At 67.7% G+C, this 17,728-nt stretch carries 17 protein-coding genes and 1 tRNA gene; 11 read left to right on the forward strand and 7 right to left on the reverse strand.

What is annotated here, in order from left to right; translation table 11 throughout:
• Nucleotides 1-4 precede the first annotated feature (4 nt).
• Complete coding sequence (gene purL / locus FGL94_RS09620; protein ID WP_144924082.1) at nucleotides 5-2,290, forward strand: phosphoribosylformylglycinamidine synthase subunit PurL; 2,286 nt, start codon at nucleotides 5-7, stop codon at nucleotides 2,288-2,290.
• A gap of 154 nt (nucleotides 2,291-2,444) precedes the next feature.
• On the forward strand, nucleotides 2,445-3,668 hold the full coding sequence (locus tag FGL94_RS09625; RefSeq protein WP_144924085.1) for an ABC transporter ATP-binding protein: 1,224 nt from the start codon (nucleotides 2,445-2,447) through the stop codon (nucleotides 3,666-3,668).
• A 55-nt stretch (nucleotides 3,669-3,723) separates the two neighbouring features.
• On the opposite strand, the gene FGL94_RS18285 is transcribed toward FGL94_RS09625, so the two are convergent.
• The 3 genes from FGL94_RS18285 to FGL94_RS09635 form a co-directional block, all read right to left on the reverse strand.
• A complete protein-coding gene (locus tag FGL94_RS18285) occupies nucleotides 3,724-3,873 on the reverse strand; it encodes a DUF7550 family protein (protein ID WP_186313376.1) in 150 nt (49 codons plus the stop codon).
• A gap of 193 nt (nucleotides 3,874-4,066) precedes the next feature.
• Complete coding sequence (locus FGL94_RS09630) at nucleotides 4,067-4,807, reverse strand: hypothetical protein (RefSeq protein ID WP_144924088.1); 741 nt, start codon at nucleotides 4,805-4,807, stop codon at nucleotides 4,067-4,069.
• A 200-nt stretch (nucleotides 4,808-5,007) separates the two neighbouring features.
• A complete protein-coding gene (locus tag FGL94_RS09635; RefSeq protein WP_144925006.1) occupies nucleotides 5,008-5,589 on the reverse strand; it encodes a DUF7344 domain-containing protein in 582 nt (193 codons plus the stop codon).
• Between the two features lie 469 nt (nucleotides 5,590-6,058).
• Between FGL94_RS09635 and FGL94_RS09640 the strand changes: the two genes are divergently transcribed.
• The 8 genes from FGL94_RS09640 (at nucleotide 6,059) to FGL94_RS09675 (ending at nucleotide 13,647) form a co-directional block, all read left to right on the forward strand.
• Nucleotides 6,059-6,670, forward strand: coding sequence for a DUF1102 domain-containing protein (locus FGL94_RS09640; protein WP_186313377.1), 612 nt, complete (start codon nucleotides 6,059-6,061; stop codon nucleotides 6,668-6,670).
• Between the two features lie 15 nt (nucleotides 6,671-6,685).
• Nucleotides 6,686-7,219: a hypothetical protein gene (locus FGL94_RS09645; RefSeq protein ID WP_144924091.1), complete on the forward strand. Its 534-nt coding sequence runs from the start codon at nucleotides 6,686-6,688 to the stop codon at nucleotides 7,217-7,219.
• Nucleotides 7,220-7,488: 269 nt separating this feature from the next.
• Nucleotides 7,489-9,039 (forward strand): CARDB domain-containing protein, encoded by a 1,551-nt coding sequence (locus FGL94_RS09650; protein ID WP_144924094.1) that lies wholly within the window; start codon nucleotides 7,489-7,491, stop codon nucleotides 9,037-9,039.
• A gap of 48 nt (nucleotides 9,040-9,087) precedes the next feature.
• Nucleotides 9,088-9,993: a hypothetical protein gene (locus tag FGL94_RS09655; RefSeq protein ID WP_144924097.1), complete on the forward strand. Its 906-nt coding sequence runs from the start codon at nucleotides 9,088-9,090 to the stop codon at nucleotides 9,991-9,993.
• Nucleotides 9,994-10,152: 159 nt separating this feature from the next.
• Entirely contained in the window at nucleotides 10,153-11,316 is a 1,164-nt protein-coding gene (locus FGL94_RS09660) for a signal peptidase I (protein ID WP_144924100.1), read from the forward strand.
• Nucleotides 11,317-11,320: 4 nt separating this feature from the next.
• The gene (locus tag FGL94_RS09665; RefSeq protein WP_186313378.1) at nucleotides 11,321-12,739 is read left to right on the forward strand and encodes a DUF5305 domain-containing protein; all 1,419 of its coding nucleotides are present in this window, start codon (nucleotides 11,321-11,323) and stop codon (nucleotides 12,737-12,739) included.
• Nucleotides 12,740-12,842: 103 nt separating this feature from the next.
• Nucleotides 12,843-12,993, forward strand: a tRNA-Gln gene (locus tag FGL94_RS09670).
• Nucleotides 12,994-13,176: 183 nt separating this feature from the next.
• Complete coding sequence (locus FGL94_RS09675) at nucleotides 13,177-13,647, forward strand: hypothetical protein (protein ID WP_144924103.1); 471 nt, start codon at nucleotides 13,177-13,179, stop codon at nucleotides 13,645-13,647.
• A gap of 34 nt (nucleotides 13,648-13,681) precedes the next feature.
• Here the strand turns inward: FGL94_RS09675 and FGL94_RS09680 are convergent, their stop codons facing one another.
• From FGL94_RS09680 to FGL94_RS09695, 4 genes are all read right to left on the reverse strand, one after another.
• Nucleotides 13,682-14,737: an acetate and sugar kinases/Hsc70/actin family protein gene (locus FGL94_RS09680; protein ID WP_144924106.1), complete on the reverse strand. Its 1,056-nt coding sequence runs from the start codon at nucleotides 14,735-14,737 to the stop codon at nucleotides 13,682-13,684.
• The gene (locus FGL94_RS09685; protein WP_144924109.1) at nucleotides 14,734-15,231 is read right to left on the reverse strand and encodes a FlaD/FlaE family flagellar protein; all 498 of its coding nucleotides are present in this window, start codon (nucleotides 15,229-15,231) and stop codon (nucleotides 14,734-14,736) included. The genes FGL94_RS09680 and FGL94_RS09685 overlap by 4 nt, the downstream gene beginning before the upstream one ends.
• An 84-nt stretch (nucleotides 15,232-15,315) precedes the next feature.
• On the reverse strand, nucleotides 15,316-15,747 hold the full coding sequence (locus FGL94_RS09690; protein WP_144924112.1) for a pyridoxamine 5'-phosphate oxidase family protein: 432 nt from the start codon (nucleotides 15,745-15,747) through the stop codon (nucleotides 15,316-15,318).
• Nucleotides 15,748-15,868: 121 nt separating this feature from the next.
• The gene (locus FGL94_RS09695; RefSeq protein ID WP_144924115.1) at nucleotides 15,869-16,411 is read right to left on the reverse strand and encodes a zinc ribbon domain-containing protein; all 543 of its coding nucleotides are present in this window, start codon (nucleotides 16,409-16,411) and stop codon (nucleotides 15,869-15,871) included.
• A gap of 141 nt (nucleotides 16,412-16,552) precedes the next feature.
• Between FGL94_RS09695 and FGL94_RS09700 the strand changes: the two genes are divergently transcribed.
• Nucleotides 16,553-17,440 (forward strand): pantoate kinase, encoded by an 888-nt coding sequence (locus tag FGL94_RS09700; protein ID WP_144924118.1) that lies wholly within the window; start codon nucleotides 16,553-16,555, stop codon nucleotides 17,438-17,440.
• Nucleotides 17,441-17,728: the final 288 nt, after the last annotated feature.

Here is a 17,728-nt window from a genome sequence, read left to right on the forward strand (position 1 = left end):
GTGAATGAGTCTGTCCGAGCCGGACCACGAGCTCGTCGTCGCGGAGCTCGGCCGGGAGCCGACGGCGGCCGAGACCGCGCTGTTCGAGAACCTCTGGAGCGAGCACTGCGCGTACCGCTCCTCGCGGCCCCTGCTGTCGGCGTTCGAGAGCGAGGGCGACCAGGTCGTCGTCGGCCCCGGCGACGACGCGGCGGTCCTCGCGCTGCCCGAGCCGGACGCCGCGGACGCGCCCGCGTCGGAGCGCGACGCCGACGACTACAGCGATCAGTACGTCACCTTCGGCGTCGAGAGCCACAACCACCCCTCCTTCGTCGATCCGTTCGACGGGGCGGCGACGGGAGTCGGCGGCATCGTCCGCGACACCATGTCGATGGGCGCGTACCCCATCGCCCTGCTCGACTCGCTGTACTTCGGCGACTTCGACCGCGAGCGCTCCCGCTACCTCTTCGAGGGCGTCGTCGAGGGGATCTCCCACTACGGCAACTGCATCGGGGTCCCCACGGTCGGCGGCAGCGTCGCCTTCCACGGCGGCTACGAGGGGAACCCCCTCGTCAACGTCGCCTGCGTCGGCCTCACGAACGAGGAGCGTCTCGTGACCGCGACCGCACAGGAGCCCGGGAACAAGCTCGTCTTGGTCGGCAACGGCACCGGCCGCGACGGGCTCGGCGGCGCCTCCTTCGCCAGCGAGGACCTCGCCGAGGACGCGGAGACCGAGGACCGTCCCGCGGTGCAGGTGGGCGACCCCTACGCCGAGAAGCGGCTGATCGAGTGCAACGAGGCGCTGATCGACGAGGAGCTGGTCCTCTCCGCCCGCGACCTCGGCGCGGCGGGCCTCGGCGGCGCCTCCTCCGAGCTGGTCGCGAAGGGCGGGCTCGGCGCCCGGATCGACCTCGATTCCGTCCACCAGCGCGAGCCGAACATGAACGCGATGGAGATCCTGCTGGCCGAGAGCCAGGAGCGGATGTGCTACGAGGTCGCGCCCGAGGACGTGGACCGCGTCGCGGCGCTCGCCGAGCGGTTCGACCTCGGCTGCTCCGTCATCGGCGAGGTGACCGACGGGAACTACGTCTGCGAGTTCGCGGGCGACAGCGAGGGGGGAGACGCGGACGCCGCCGACGCCGAGTCCGAGGTCGTCGTCGACGTGGACGCCGAGTACCTCGCCGACGGCGCCCCGATGAACGACCTCGCGAGCGAGGCCCCGACCCAGCCGGACCGGGACCTCCCGGAGCCCGAGCCGTCCCTCGACGAGGCGGTCGAGGCGGTCGTCTCGGCCCCCTCGACCGCGAGCAAGCGCTGGGTGTACCGCCAGTACGACCACGAGGTCGGCGTCCGCACCGCGATGAAACCCGGCGACGACGCCGCGATAATGGCGATCCGGGAGACGGCGGCGGACGGGGACAGTGCCGAGGGTGAGCGCCCCGAAGGCGTCGGCCTCGCGCTCTCCTCCGGGGCGAACCCGAACTGGACCGAGACCGCCCCCTACGAGGGCGCTCGCGCCGTCGCCCTCGAGAACGCGACCAACCTCGCCGCGAAGGGCGCGGTCCCGCTGGCCGCGGTCGACTGCCTCAACGGCGGCAACCCGGAGAAGCCCGACGTGTACGGCGGCTTCAAGGGAATCGTCGACGGGCTCGCCGACGCCTGCGCCGACCTCGACGCCCCGGTGGTCGGCGGCAACGTCTCGCTGTACAACGACAGCGTCGAAGGCCCGATCCCGCCGACGCCGACGCTCGCGGTGATCGGCACCCGGAAGGGGTACGACGCGCCGCCCGCCGCCCTCGACGCCGACCGCGCGGGCGACTCCGAACTCCTGTTAGTCGGCGCCGGCGGCGCCGACGGCGGCGCGCTCGGCGGCTCCGAGTACCTCGCGCAGACCGGCGGAACCGACCGGTTCCCGGCGCTCCCGGACTCGGACACCGGGGGGGTCGACGGTCTCGGCGACCTCGTTGCGTCGCTCGCGGCGGTCGCCCGCCACGAGTCGACGCTCGCGGCCCACGACGTGAGCGACGGCGGGCTCGCGGTCGCGCTCGCGGAGCTGGTGACCGGCGACGCGGGCGCCGACGTGACCCTTCCCGACCGCGTCGCGGCCTTCGAGGAGACGCCCGGCCGCCTCGTCGTCCAGACGACCGAACCCGAGGCGGTCGCCGAGATCGCGGGCGACCTCCCCGTCCTCCGGCTCGGCGAAGTGACGACCGACGGGACGCTCTCCCTCTCGGTCGACGGCGACGCGGTCGCGCTCGACGCCGACGCGATCCGGGAACTCCGCGGCGTCATCGAGCGCGAACTCGCCTGAATCGACCTCGCGGACGATCGCCCGGTCGCCACGATCGGGGCGGTCGTCGCCCCCGCGTTATCACCGAGAGGGAGCGAGCGATACGTTTTTAGGTTTTCCTAAAATACGTAGTCCCAGTTACGGGACGCCGGCCGGCCCGGCGCCCGACACACCGATGTCTCACACGCAATCAGTCGAACGGACGCAGTCGGCTCGGGACGCGAGCGAGTCGCCCGCGGACACGAACGAATCGGGTACCGACGCGGGCGAATCGCCCGCCGCGGCGTCCGCGGACCCCGTGCTGTCGCTGTCCGGCGTGACGAAGGATTTCGGCCCGGAGACCGCCGTCGACGGCGTCTCCCTCGACGTCAAGCCGGGAGAGCTGCTCACCTTCCTCGGCCCGTCCGGCTGCGGGAAGACGACCACGCTCCGGACCATCGCCGGGTTGGAGGAGCCGACCGAGGGGCAGATCACGCTCGGCGACGAGACCGTCTCCGGCGACGGCGCGTTCGTCCCGCCCGAGCAGCGCGACGTGGGGATCGTCTTCCAGAACTTCGCGCTGTTCCCCCACCTCACCGTCCGGGAGAACATCGCGTTCGGGCTCGACGACGGCGCCGACGCGAACGCGGCCCGCGTCGACGAGATGCTCGACCTCGTCGACTTGCCCGAACACGGCGAGAAGACGCCGGACCAGCTCTCCGGGGGACAAAAGCAGCGCGTCGCGCTCGCGCGGTCGCTCGCGCCCGAGCCCGACATACTCCTCCTCGACGAGCCGTTCTCGAACCTCGACGTGCGGCTCCGCGTCGAGATGCGCGAGGAAGTCCGACAGATCCTGAAGGCGGCCGGCGTCACCGCCGTCTCCGTCACCCACGACCAGGAGGAGGCGCTCTCCATCTCCGACCGCGTCGCCGTGATGAACGACGGCCAGATCGAGCAGGTCGGCCGTCCCGAGTCGGTGTTCGAACGCCCCGAGTCGAAGTTCGTCGCCTCCTTCCTCGGACGGGCGTCGTTCCTCGAGGGGCACCTCCGCGACGGGAAAGTCGAGACGGGAGTCGGCCGGTTCGACGCCGTCACGCTGGAGGGGTACGACACCGTCTACGACGGGGCGCCCGTCGACGTGCTGGTGCGGCCCGACGACCTCCGGGCGACCCCCGCGAGCGCCGAACTGGCCGACGGAACCATCGTCTCGCGGCAGTACGTCGGTCCCTCGTTCATCTACCGGGTCGAACTCGACTCCGGAGAGGTCGTCCACTGCCTCCACAACCACGTCGAGGAGTTCGAACTCGACTCCGGAGAGGTCGTCCACTGCCTCCACAACCACGTCGAGGAGTTCGACCTCGACGAGCCGGTGAACCTCGAACTCACCGCCGCTCACCCGCTGGCCTGGTACCCGCGATAGGCGGGTCGCCGTCGCTGTTCTCGGTGTGTTTATAAATCGCGAGCGACGGCGCCGCTCAGAAGGTGAACAGGAACGGGATGACGTACGCGACGAGCAGACCGACGAGGGTGACGGCCGCGCCGATACCGACCTCGCGGCTGCCGAACGTCTGCATGGGGGCTGTCACGCGCTTGTCCGGATCGGGCTCGTGGGAGTGGTCGTCCATAGTCGAGGGTCAGTACGGGGGACACATAAGCGCACCTGAACGGTGCGGTCGAACTCAAGCGACATTCGGTTCGGTAAGCGCTTTCCCGCGCCCGACTCGAAGCGTGGACCGAACGACTCGACGTCAAGGAGTGCGATAATCGACAGCGGGAACAGTACTCGCTCTCCGGTCCGCCGGTTTTGCACGGTGCGAACTACTCCCAAGAGGGAGCGTCTCTGGCCGCCTCCTCGTCGACGGTATTCCCGTTACCGCGGTCGGACTTTTCGAAGACACCGATATCCCTGATACCAACGCCGACGATGGACCCCTCACAGTCACCGCCAAAATTGGTCTCGTCGACCGCCTCGTCCACTGGAACGCACTCGTAATCACTGCTAGATCTTACGCCCTCGCCGTTCTCACAGTACAGTTTTGCAGTAACCTCGCCGTTGTGACCGCCGCCACTACCGTTGCTCTGGGTCGTGAGGATCTTCACGTTATTACTGCTTCCCGGGAACTTGACTTTCGTGACTTGGTCCGTCGCGTCGTCTTCCGGTTCGTACTCGATCGAAAACGTCCGCGTCTTGTCGACGGTCGTTCCGGTGTCCGAAACCGCACCCGAGAAGGTGAGTTCGAGGCTCACCGTTCCGGCTCCGTGACACGTGGAAGTCACGTCGGCGGTCACGTCGGCGATATTCCCGAGTGGGATCGTGATATCGGCGCTGTTGTCGGGTGAGGAGTTACCGCCTTCCTCTCGATTGTCCGGCTCGATATCGATCTCGATGTCGCCACTGTCCTCTTCGACCTCAACCGCGCCGTTTCCTGACGCCAACGCTGCGGTGACGGTCAACTCGAGATCCCCAGCGAACTGGTTTTTGATCCGTACGACCCCATCGTCCGAGTCCTCTTTCAGGCCCAGATACGCGTTCTCGTCCTCGACGACGTTCACCTCCACGCCGCGCTCGGCCTCGACGCTGCTGAACGCGCCGGTGCCGACGCTCATCGCACCGGAACTCGCGCCGCCGAGCAGGAGGATGAGGTTTCGTCGTTTCATGTCCAATTGGGATTCGCTCTTCGCTCACTCGCCACAACGCGTTCCGACCGTAAGGTTATGCGGCGCCGGAAATCCGGTACGCGCCGCTTGAATCCACTGACTTACGTCAGTTCCGGGGGTTCCTCGGGTTCGCCGACCTTCATCTCCGCGGTGTAGTACTTGTGCGTGATCGCCGAGAACGCGAACGCGACGACGATCGCAACCGTCCACGCCATGTCGGGCAAGAGCGTGAACGGCCACGCGCCGAGCCACACCGCGCCGACGAGCGCGACGGCGACGCCCGACAGCCCCAGATAGTAGGTGCTCCAAGGGATCTCCTTCCCCTCGACCACGTCCATGTACACGTCGATGTCGGTTAGGGCCGGCGTCGGCTCGACGATGCCCCGGTCCTTGTTGAACTCCAGGACGCCCGCGTCGTCCATCTTCGGCAGGTGCGACTGCTGGAGCGCGGTGTACACGCGCTTGCGCTCGTTGCCCGTGATCTCCGCCCTGTCGATCCCGTTCTCCCACGCCGCGATCTGCTCGGCCATATCGCCGATCGCGATCGAGTCGTCCGCTTCGCGTTTCAGCAGATGGACCGCGAACCGCCGCCGCTGGTTCGCCAATACGTCGAACAACTCGTCCTCGGACACGTCCGTCGCCGGTTCTGCTCCTCTCTCGTCGAGCTGCTGTACCGACGCCATTTCTGTCAGACACATATGAATACTCCAACATAAATCCCGCGGTTATGATACTCAGCTAAACTTTCTCGCCGTTCAAACAGTGTCCAGTGAAGACAGACGATACGCCTTTCTCACTGGTGTGAAACCCCAAGAAAACGGGTTTATGCGAATTAGTATCTCAGATGTCCCGTTCACTATTTATCAGGTTTCTGTTCGCTTCGGGGACATCTCAGCAGCAACGATTGCCGATTCAGGCCGGGCGTGAACGCGTTGCGAGTGGGTCTCAGGCCGGGCCTGAACCGATCGATCGGGGTTCAGGCGGGGACGGAACCCACCGACCGGATCTTCAGTCCCGCCCGGAACTGTTTCTGGAAATTCATAACGATATGGGATAGGGCTCATGGGTGAAGTAGAGCGACCCCGGGTGACGCGGGACGTCCCGTCGTCGACGGCCCGCGGGTCGCGTGCGGACTAAACGAGGTCAACAACAATGGCAAACCGACGCAAGTTCATCGCCGGTCTGGGCGCATTGGCTACGGGTAGTGCAGCTGCAATGGGTACGGGCGCGTTCACGAGTGTGAGTGCGGATCGTGATATCACCGTAGACACTGCAGGTGACGCGAGTGCGTTCCTCCAGTTTACGAGGGCCGAAGAAGATGGGGGAGTTACTCCGAACGCTCAAGAGTATGTAACTCTCCCGACTGATGGTGCATTTGCCATCGATCTCACCGACACGAATGAATCCGCTGGGACGGGTGAAACGGGTGGGTCCGGTGTGAACAAGGATGCAGTGACTATCTTCGACAACCTCGTGGATGTCACGAATAACGGAACCCAGGAGGTGAATATCGGTGTCGACCTGAGTACGGAACCCAGTGAACTCGGGATTTACGCCGAGGACGTGCAGGGAACTGATGACGATCTCGGCGGAGGGTTCGCTGTTCGTAACTATCCTGAGGATCCCAACTGGGACCACACACTAGGTGTCGGGGAGACGCTCGAAAATATCGGCGTCTACGTGACTGATCCCAGCGCGATCAGCGGTGAGACTACTTACACCGTCACGATCATCGCAGAGCGTGTTGGCGGGAACAGAGACTAACTAGACTACTAATTTATGAGACGGCGCAGATTCCTCGCAGGCGTTGGCGGGCTCGTCAGTGCTGGGGGCGCAGCTCTTGGTACAGGGGCCTTCACCAACGTCGAAGCCGAGCGAAGCGTCTCTATCGCTGTCGCCAAAGATTACCGTGCGTTCCTTCGGATGGAGCAGATCGGGAAAGAAGGAATTGATGGCGAGAACACCGGTCGGTCGTTCATCAACGGTAGTGAGATTGCGTTCGAGATTCCCGGTGATGAGGATGGCGAAAACTCGAATGGCAAAGGTGTTGGGCTCGACTCAGTTTACGAGTTCCACGATCTATTCAGCGTAAGCAATCAGGGTACGCAACCAGTCAAGCTATACAGTACCTACAACGGTGACAGTCTCTCCGATCTCGCGCTCGTAAACGACTCCGGTATCCTCAAAGACGACCCACCAACGCTCACTGTCGGCGACAGCATCGATGTCGGGCTCTACATCGACACTCACGGTTCCCACATCAGTGAGTTCGACGAGACGCTGACCATCGTCGCTGAAAAGCCCGGCGAATAACCCACTTTGATCGTTCGGCGGTTCAACTCCGTCGGTGGGTTCCCACAAGCGAATTAGTATGAAATGACGCACTTGATAACACGAACGCGTACCCGCGCTTCGTCTCCGGTATACATCGATCTTGATGGAACCGATCGTAGCAATTGGGATTGTGATCTTCACAATTTTCATTCGTCTGGTTCCGAATGTCCTCATCAAGCGAAGTATGAGACAATTCAGGCACAGCATAACCATACCTGTATATCTCATAAGGTTCTGACAAGTCACCCATGCCCACCGCCCGCCGCACCCTGATCCTCGCCCTCTTCCTCATAGCCGCGGGCTCACTCATCTTCACCACGGGCGCTGCGGTGGTCGACGGCGACGCCGACACCTTCGCGGACGACGACCTCGCGGTCCAGCCGGCCGACGGGCCGAACGGGAACTACGCCTATTTAAATGACGACGACGAGATAGTCGTCGACATCTCCCCGACGAACCCGAACCTCCCGGCCGACTTCGAGGGCGTCAACCCCGACGCGCTCGCGTCGGCGGACGGCGTGTTCGAGATCACGTACACGGCCGACGAGTACGCGCGCGTCTGGATCGAACACGACGGCGGCGACGCGGTGACGTTCACGACCGACGGCGACTCGATCGGGGACAGGGACAACAACGTCACCCTCGGCCCGAACGAGACGGTGTCGGTCGGGATCGCGATCGACGCGCGCGGCGAGGTCGCCGGGACGCGGCTCGGCGCCGACGAGTTCTCGATCCGCGCTGAGGTCGCGGAGCCCGAGTCGGTCCCGGCCGCCTCGTCTTCGACCGGGGACTCCGGTCCGGTGACGATGGTCACCGCGCCGAGCGACGGCCGGCGCGAGTTCGACGCGAGCGACATCGGGTACGACGACACGATCCGCTTCGGGGCCGACGGTATGCACCTCGACGGCGCGAACGTCACCCTCGACCGGCTCGACCTGACGGGCGTCCGGAACGAGCGCGTCGCAGTGAGTGCGGTCGGGAGTCCCGAACCCTTCGAGAACGGGAGCGCGCTGGACGCGTCGACGACCCCGCGGTCGATCGCGTATCTCGCCGTAGACCACGACTTCGACGCCGACGGGGTCGACGCGATGACGGTCCGCTTCAGCGCCTCGCGCGAGGCGCTCGACGACGCCGGGATCGATCCGGAGACCGTCACGCTCTACCGCCAGACGGAGGCGGGCAACTGGACCGAAAAGGGAGCCACCGTCGTCGGTGAGGACGCGGTCCGAATGCGGGGACTCTCGGAGGACCGGGTGCACTTCCGAGCGGCGACCGAGGAGTTCTCCACGTTCGCGGTCGCGGAGCGCGTCCCTCGACTCGACGTGACCGAGACGACGGTTGCGCCCGAGGCGATCGACCCCGGCGACGAGGCGACCGTTCGAGCGACCGTGGAGAACGGCGGCGGCGCGGCCGGCGAGGAGACGGTGACGCTGACGGTCGACGGCGACCCGGTCGCGAACGAGAGCGTCGCGCTGGCGCCGAACGAGACGGAAACCGTCGCGCTCGTGAGCGCGTTCGAGAGCGCCGGCGAGTACGAGCTCGCGGTCGCCGGGACGGACGCCGGAACCCTGCTCGTCGGCGACCCGGCGGGCGACGACGGCGACGGGGACACTCGAGACGCGGCCGGCACCGGCGACGGAGCGACGGGGGGATCTGACGGGAGGTCAACCGGGGACTCGGGCGCCGGACCGACCGAGGAGCCGGGAAGTATCGGCCTCATTGACCTCGGCGGCCTGCTCGCGCTCGTCGCGCTCGTCGTCGCCGGAATCGCGCTCGTCCGCCGGACACCTCGGTCGTGAGATGTCCCCGGCGACAGGTCTTAATCGCTGGTCTGCGAGAGTCGGGGCGTGACGGCTTCCTCGAACGAGCGGGACGAGCGGACCGCGGCGGAGCGGGACGCCGACGACGCCGGGTTCCGCCGCGAGCTGGTCGCGGGGGTCCGGCTCGTCGACCTGCTCGTACTCGCGGCGGTGCCCGCGATCCTCTGCGCCGTCTTCGCGCTGCCGGAGTCGATCCGACGGTCGCTCGCGTTCGCGTACACCGACCCGACGGTGCGGACCGCCTTCACCGCCCACTACGTCCATCTCGACGCGGGCCACCTCGCCGGCAACGTGGCCGGGTACGGCCTCCTCGCCGGCGTCGGGTACGCCCTCGCGGTGTTGGCCGGCTACCGGCGGTTCTTCATGGTCGCGCTCGCGGCGTTCCTGCTGGCGTTCCCGTTCGCGCTCTCGGCGCTGAACCTCGCCGTCCCCCGGAACGCGATCGGCTTCGGCTTCTCCGGGGTCAACATGGCGCTCGCCGGGCTGCTCCCGCTCTTACTCGGTGTGTACGCTCGCGAACGGTTCTTCCCGGAGGCGTCGGTCCGCGCGCTCCCCGCGGCCTTCTTCCCGCTCGTGGGGTGGATGGCGCTCTTGGCGCTGCCGGTCTCACCGGGAACCCTCGACGGCGCCGGGGTCGCCGGACTCGCGACCGCGGTCGCGGGAGTCCTGCTCGGCCTGCTGTACGCGTCGAGCGCCGGGGTCCGGCTCCGACAGGCGGTCCGACGAGGGGGCCGGGCAACGGTGTCGAACCCGGGTGACGGCGACCTCTTCGCGGTCGGCGTCGCCCTGCTCGTCGGCTATCCGATCGTCGGGTTCCCCGGTGATCCGACGGGACCGGGCAGCGTGGTGAACCTGTACGTCCACCTGCTCGGCTTCTGCCTCGCGTTCATCGGGCCGTTCGCCCTGCTCGCGGCCGGGGCGTTCGAGGGGTGAGCGCACCTCGCCGCATCCCTCACCGCTGCGCTGCCCCGAACCACGAATTTATAACGCATCGATGACATTCACAGATCGACGACTGATCGGCGATCGATCGGCAACGGATCGGCGGCCGATCGACGAGGAACCGCTTGGCCGACCACCGAGACACGACCCATGTCCCTCAAACGCACGCTCTCGATAACGCTACAGGTCGCGGCCGTGCTCGTCGTCGCCTCGCTCATTGTGGGGCAGTACCTCGGGCAGCCGGTGCTTCTGAGCTACGTCGAGACCGGCAGCATGCAGCCCGTGCTCAACCCGGGCGACGGGTTTATCGCGATCCCCGCGCCGCTCGCCGGCGGAATCGGCGTCGGCGATGTCGTGACCTTCGACGCCCAAGAGATCGAGGGCGGCGGACTAACGACCCACCGCGTCGTCGAAGAGACGGAACGCGGGTACGTCACGCGGGGGGACAACAACCCGTTCACCGATCAGGACGGCGGGGAGCCCGTCGTCCAGGAGGCCGACATCGTCGCGAAGGCGCTCACGGTCGGCGGGAGCGTGGTCGTCATTCCGCACCTCGGCACCGTCGCGATGGGGTTCCAGTCGGCGCTCGACTCCGTCCAGACGTGGCTGGCGGTCACGTTCGGAGTCCGGTCGCTGCAGGGGACGCAGGGGCTCGCGTACATCCTCTTCGCGCTTTCCGGGGTCGCGTACGCGGTCGACTGGTACCTCGACAGGGGGAGCCGCGAAACACGGGAGCGCGACCGCTCCCGCGACGACGGCACCTCGGTGTTCGCGATCGTCGGCGTGCTCGCGCTGGTGTTGATGGCGACGGCGACCGCGGCGATGGTCGTTCCGGCCGGGAGCCAGGAGTACGGCGTCGTGAGCGCCGAGTTCGAGTCCGAGGACCCGACCGTCATCGAGCGCGGTACGAGCCAGCAGCTGGAGTACGTCGTCCCCAACGCCGGGCTGGTCCCGGTGTACGCGTACGTCACCCCGCAGAGCCCGGGCGTCGATGTCGAGCCCGAGCGCGTCGCCGTCGGCGGACGGAGCGAGGCGTCGACGACGGTGACGCTCACGGCGCCCGACGAGACCGGCTACTACCGGCTGTTCGTCACCGAGCACCGATATCTCGCCGTGTTACCGGCCGGCGTGATCGACGAGCTGTACGGGGTCCACCCGTGGGCCCCGCTGGTCGCGATCGACGGGCTCCTCGGCGGCGGCATCGTCGGACTCGGACTGCTGTTGCTCCGGGGCGAGCCCGCGCGGATACGGTCTCGAGAGTCACGCGCCAAACCCCCGCTGTACCGCCGTGTCCTCCGCGAGATCTACAGGTGACCGAATGAGCCAGACATCTCCCAGCGAAACCCGGCTCCGCCTTCGAGCGGTACTGAACGCACAGTTCACCGTGATCCTCGCCGTCTGCCTCGTCGCCGCGGCGGTCGGGGGCGGGCTCGTCTACACGACCCACGTCGATCCGGGGACCGAGACCGAGACGCGGACCGTCCCGTCGCTGACCGTCGAGACCGAGTACGTCCACTCCGCCGAGGTGACGGAGCCGAACTCCGTGTTCGACACCGGAACGGTACTCGACGGTCGAGACACGTACTTCACGCGGATCGCGCCCGTACTCGACGTCGGCGTGCAGACGAGCTACGCGGCCGACGCCGCGAGCGACGTCGACGTCTCCTTCGAGTCGGTGCTCGTCGTCCAGAACGTCGGCGGCGAGGGGGAAACCGTCTACTGGGACGAGCGGGAGACGCTAATGACGGAGACCGTCTCGGGGGTCGAGCCCGAAGAGCCGGCGACCGCGTCGTTCGCGCTCAACAGCTCCGAGGTCGCCGCGACGGCCAGCGAGATCGAGTCGGACCTCGGGACCTCGCCCGGCGAGACGGAGACGTTCGTCGAGACCGACGTGACCGTGGAGGGCACGATCAACGGCGAGGCGACCTCGTACACGCAGCCGATCGAGATGACGATCGAACACGGCGGCGACACGTACACCGTCTCGGAGCCGGGAGTCCAGTCGAACACGCGGGAACAGTCCGAGCAGGTCACCGTCGAGCGGAGCTACGGGCCCCTCCGTTCCGTGGGCGGGCCGCTGCTGTTCCTGGCGGGGCTCGCCGGGGCCGGCGGGCTGGCGTACGCCCGCCGCGAGGTCGGCCTCGCGCTCACGCCGGCCGAGCGCGAGTACCTCTCGTACCGGGACGATCGCGCCGAGTTCGCGGAGTGGATCACCTCGATCCGGCTCCCCGAACCGGTCCACGAGCGCCCCGAGGCCGAAGCGTCGACCCTCCGGGATCTGGTCGACTTCGCGATCGACAACGACACCGGCGTCGTCGAAGACCCGGCGACGGACGCGTACCACGCCGTGACCGACGAGTTCGTGTACACCTACACCCCGCCGGCGCTCGCGGCCGAACGCGGTGACACGAGCGGGGGGGCCGGGGGAGGAGCGGCGGCCGGCGCAGTCGGCGAGACGGCCGGCGCGGCCGCCTCCGACGAGGCGACCGGCGGCTCCGCGGCGATCGACGACGACGTAACCCTCGCCGGCGCGTGGACGCGCGCCGGACACGATCCGGGGACCGTCCCCGGCCACCGACTGTCGGCCTCGGAGCGGACCGAGTCGGGGTCGCCGCTCGACGACGGGGAGGCGTGGGTGGACACCGACGTGAGTTCGACGCCGACGCCCGACGGTCGGGAGCGCGACAGCCGCGACCCCAGCGCCGGCGATTCCGGGTCATTCGGCGGGGGGGACTGACTCCTCATCACTCGGACGATTCGCTGAGTGCGTCGCGATCGGCGGTCGGTGAGGGTCAGTGAAAAGTAACCTACTTGAGTGCGGGCGGGCAACCGTCGAGTGCAGTCCCGTGGTGTAGTGGCCAATCATAATGGCCTTTGGAGGGAATCCGTCCGCGTCAGCGGCCGAGACGCGATCACGGCCCGTCTCTTCGGAGATGCCCGTCGGATGCCCGAAGTCAGCCATTGACGGCGGTTCGAATCCGCCCGGGACTATTCTCCGAGCGAAGTGAGGACGAACAGTCGCAATGCGGATTCGAACCAGAGAACGGAGCGGCGCGGAGTGACCGAGGTCCGATATCCGCCCGGGACTGTTCTCTCGCCCGGTGCGCGTTCACCCGACCCTTTCGCCTCCGTCGTGTATGTCATTTTTTACCATTCAGTTCGTGGGATCCCGACATGGGCCCGAACCAGTACCGCGACGCAGTCGTCGAGAAGCGGCGGGAACACGGCTTCGAGGTGGTCGACGGGTACACGAGGGGGTTCGATCCGGTGTGGGTGACCCGCGACGACGACCCCTCAGTGGGCGAGTGCGTCGCGCTCGCCACGCTCGTCGACGAGTCGGACCCCACTCCCGACGACGTCACCGCGACCGCCGACGAGTTCCGAGACGTGCTCGTCGAGCAGGTCGACGACCGACGAGGGCCGACGACGCCGCTCGGCTACGTCGTCTTCACGGTGTCGGACCCCGATCGGTCAGTCATCGACGCGGCGAAGTCGTACACGGTCGCCAACCGCCGGACCAACGTGTTCCCGATCGTGTACGACTGCGACGAAGAGACGCTCCACCGACACGAAGTCCCGCGGCTGAAGGGCAGGGGGATCTACCGTAGACAGGCCGAGGACGCCGAGCGGCTGTTCGAGGTTTAAAGGGTAGAGAGGCGTCAGGAAACCGGTCGCCCGCTCAGATCAGGCGCTCGGCGATCCGACCGGCGCCCTCGGCCGCGGCGGTCGCGGGGTCGTCGGGGGAGACGACCTCGACGTCGCGGTCGAGTTCGGCGGAGAGCCGCGTCTCGAACTCCTCGGTGAGCCCGGGGATGCAGGCCATCCCGCCGGTGGCGGCGATGGGGCGGCCCAGCGCGAGCTGGTACGGTTTCATGTGGTCGTTCGCGAGCTCCGGGAGGAACTCGTTGGCGACGGCGTCGACGGCCTCGTCGATGTACCGGTCGACCGGCTCCCGCACGCCGCGGTCGACGGTGAACTCGTGGCTCCCGCCGCCGGGCTGTTGGATCACGTCCGTGAACGGCTCGAAGTCGTCCACGTCGGCGTGTTCCTCTTTATATTCCCGGGCGGTCGTCCGGTCGATGTGGACGCGGCCCTGGCTCTCCTCCTCGACGGCGGCGACGATCCGGCGGTCGACCTCGTTACCCGTCACCGAGCCGGTCGAGAACGGCGAGAGCTGTTCGCCGCGCCGGTAGGCGCACGCCTCGAGCGTCGTCGACCCCATGTTGATCGAGACGAACACCTCGTCGATGGCGGAGAGGTCGTCGCCGTAGGCGGGGATCGCCCCGCACAGCGACTCGGGGTAGCTCCGCGTCTCGACCTGTCCGATAGAGGATCCCTCGATCACCGACTTGAGGTTGTTCACGCCCTCCTCGTTGTCGATCGTGGGCACCGCGTAGACGACCGCGCTGTCCGCGGGCACGTCGTGGGCGTCCACGAGCGCCTCGAAGAAGCGCTCGGCGTCGGCGACGCTCTCGTCGTCCTCGGGGAGCCCCGACCGGAGCATAAAGCGCACCGTGTCGGGGTACTCGATCGCGGCCTCGTGGCCGAACAGGACTTTCTCGTCGCCCGTGATGGCGTCCTCGTAGGTCGCCAGACACGTCAGCGTCGAGTGTCGCTCGCGGCCGCCCCGCCCGTCGGGGAGATCGAGCACCGTCCGGGTGCTACCGAGTTTCACGCCGACCGCTTCGGGGCCGTCTGTACCGTTGATGTCCGTGGATTCGTCGTCGTCGCTCATGATGTACTCGCACACGAAGCGATCCGGACGATGGAGACGAGGCTGATCCGGTGGTCCGCGGGGGTGAAGGGCCGGTCGTACCGCGGGGCGTCGAATCCCGCTAACCGGCGTCGGAGGGCCTCGGCCGCGTCGTCGTCGACCCAGCCGAGCTCGGCGTAGTACGACAGCGCGTCCCGGCTCCGCACGTGGCCGCCGACGTCGACGAGGTAGCCGAGCCACTCGCCGATCTCGTGTTCCGCCTCCGGAGAGGCCGGAATCGCCGTCAGGTACGGTCGATCGCCGGCGTCGGATCGGTCTCCGTCGCCGGACAGCCGCAGCCCCCGCTGACGCTGGAGCAGCTCGGTGAACGCGGCCGAGCGGGCCGCCTGCTCCGCTCGGTTCCGGTTCGGCTGACGAAGCGACCGCTCCCGAGGCGCTTCGTCGACGCCGTCCCGCGGTGCGTCCGCGATCCGGCGCAGTTCCCGTACGTCGTATTGCCGTGGATTCAGACTCATGTTCCGTCCGTCGTTCGCGTCCGTATCGATACTCTCAGGGGACGGATATATGATAGTTACCACGCAGTTATCAGATGTGAGAAACTACTCGGCCGTTCTCCGGCCGACAACGGTCTCCATCTCCAGCGTATACAGGTCGAATTCAACGCTCTCGACCGCTTCGTCGAACAGCCGAAACGGCTGAAACCACTCATTGAGCGTCGTTTCATCGACATCTCCCTGCCACTTCCGGATCGGGCCGCGAACATGGACGCTCCACGACTCGTTCGTCGATGCCTCGTAGCACACGAACGTGGCGGTCTCGGTCGTTTCGAGGAAATCCACCTTTTCGCTCTCGCCGTCGTGCTCGCTCACTCGGAGGAGAAACCGGTCTCCGTCGTAGTGATAGCTCAGCGGGACGGCGTACGCGTCGTCATCATTTGCCAGTCCGAGGACGCCGTACTCGCCCGCTCGCAGGTAGCCGTCGATGTCGGATTCGGACATCCCGCTGGTGTATACGTACCTAGCGTGTTCCATGCGGATCACACGTGACGAAAGAACAAATAGGCACCTTGGCCGTCAGGCAGTCCCGGTCTCGTACCCCCAGCGCACACTGACGGGCTTCCCCCATCGGAAGAGATCTCCCAAACGGACCGGTTCACCCGCTGTCGGCCCACGGGAGCGGCTCGGTACACCAGTGACAGAAGTCGAGATCGGCGTCGGTCTCTTTACCGCAGTGGGGGCACTCCACTTCCGCCGGCCGAGCGTCGCTCCCGGTAGCGGTCACCGTCGGGGACGGGGAACTCGCGCCGGAGGAGTCGCCAGAGAGGTCGGCGTCGCCGCTCTCGCCGTCGTCGCTCGCAGTGCGGCGTCGGATCGCCTCGGCGGTCGCGTCGGCACGCCGTCGTTCGGCGACAGCCGCCCGTCCGACGAGATAGGCGTCGACCGCGGAGAGCGTGTACAGGACGGCGATCGGCAGTGTCACCTCCGTCGGGAGCGCGGCGGCCGCCTCGACGGCTTCCGTCGGTGAAATCGTCGACGCGACGGGCACGTCGTACAGAGCGAACAGCGCCACGCTGCCGCCGACGATCGTCAGGTGCCACAGCAGCGCCCGCCCCCATCGGCGCAGGGTGAGGTGGCCGAGTCCCGGCAGCGCCATCGCCAGCAGCGCGGCGAGAAGGGGGCGGAACTGGTCTCGCATACCTCGCCGGTTCGGCCGGACGATACTTAGGGCTGCGGTGTCGGCGTCGCCGGCCGCGAGGCGGTCGGTTCCCGCATTCGGATCGCCGCCTCGCCGCCGCGGATAACAACCGTTAATCGACGGCCACCCGTCCGACTCGGCATGAGCAGGCAGCGGGCGACCGCGTTCGTTCCCGGTCACGTCACCGCCTTCTTCAGCGCGCACCCGGCCGAGCGCCCCGCGGCCGCCGGTTCGCGTGGCGTCGGGGTGACGCTCACTGACGGGGTAACGGTCCGGGTAACGGCGGCGGCGGGCGAAGCGGACGCGAGCGGCGACTCCGGAGACTCCCCCGAGCCGGCCGGCTCCCGCACCATCGACGGCGAGACGGGGACGATCGGGGCGGTCGAGGACGTGCTCGCGGCACTGGGAGCTTCGGATGTCGACGTCGCGGTGGAGGCGGACCTCCCGATCGGCGCCGGCTTCGGCGTGTCGGGGGCGGCCGCGCTCGGGGCCGCGCTCGCCGCGAACGACGCCCTCGACCGCGGGCGCTCGGAGAACGAGCTGGTCCGGATCGCCCACGAGGCGGAGGTCAGTCGCGGGACCGGGCTGGGCGACGTGGTCGCGCAGGCGCGCGGCGGCGTTCCGATCCGGCTGGAGCCGGGCGCCCCGGGAGTCGGCGAGCTCGACGGGATCCCGGCGACCGCGCGCGTCGAGTACGTCACGTTCGGCGAGCTGTCGACCGAAGGCGTGTTGGGAGGGGACACGGCGGCCCTCTCGACCGCCGGCGAGGACGCCCTCGACCGGCTCCGCGGGGACCCCCGACTTCCGACGATGATGGACGCGGCCCGCGCGTTCGCCCGCGAGGCGGACCTCCTCGTTCCCGAGGTCGCGGAGGCGATCGCGGCGGTCAACTCCGCCGGCGGCGAGGCCGCCATGGCGATGCTCGGCCGCACCGTCTTCGCGCTCGACACCGGGCTCTCCGACGCGGGCTACGACCCGGAGGTCTGTCGGATCGACGCCGCGGGCGCGCGGCTCGTTGAGCAGCAGTGAGGTTCTTGTGCGGTGGCGCGTGCCGCCGAGCGCCCCCAGGGCGCGAGGTGCATGCGCGAGGGACGCCGCGAGCGCTTTTAAGCGCGAGCGGCGAGGCTGGGGAAGCGTGAGGTGCGGGGAGGTGCGGTTGGGTGGGACTCAAAGGGGCAGCCGTGAGGCGGGCGCAGGCGATGTAAGCACTGCAAGGAGCGAGCAACGCGAGCGACTGAAGCGCGCAACGAGCGTGCGCCCGCCTCACGGCTGGGGCTTTGGCGGTGTTCACGGTCGATCCGCCGTCGACTGCTTATA

Source organism: Halorubrum salsamenti, assembly GCF_007671685.1.
Classification (GTDB): domain Archaea; phylum Halobacteriota; class Halobacteria; order Halobacteriales; family Haloferacaceae; genus Halorubrum; species Halorubrum salsamenti.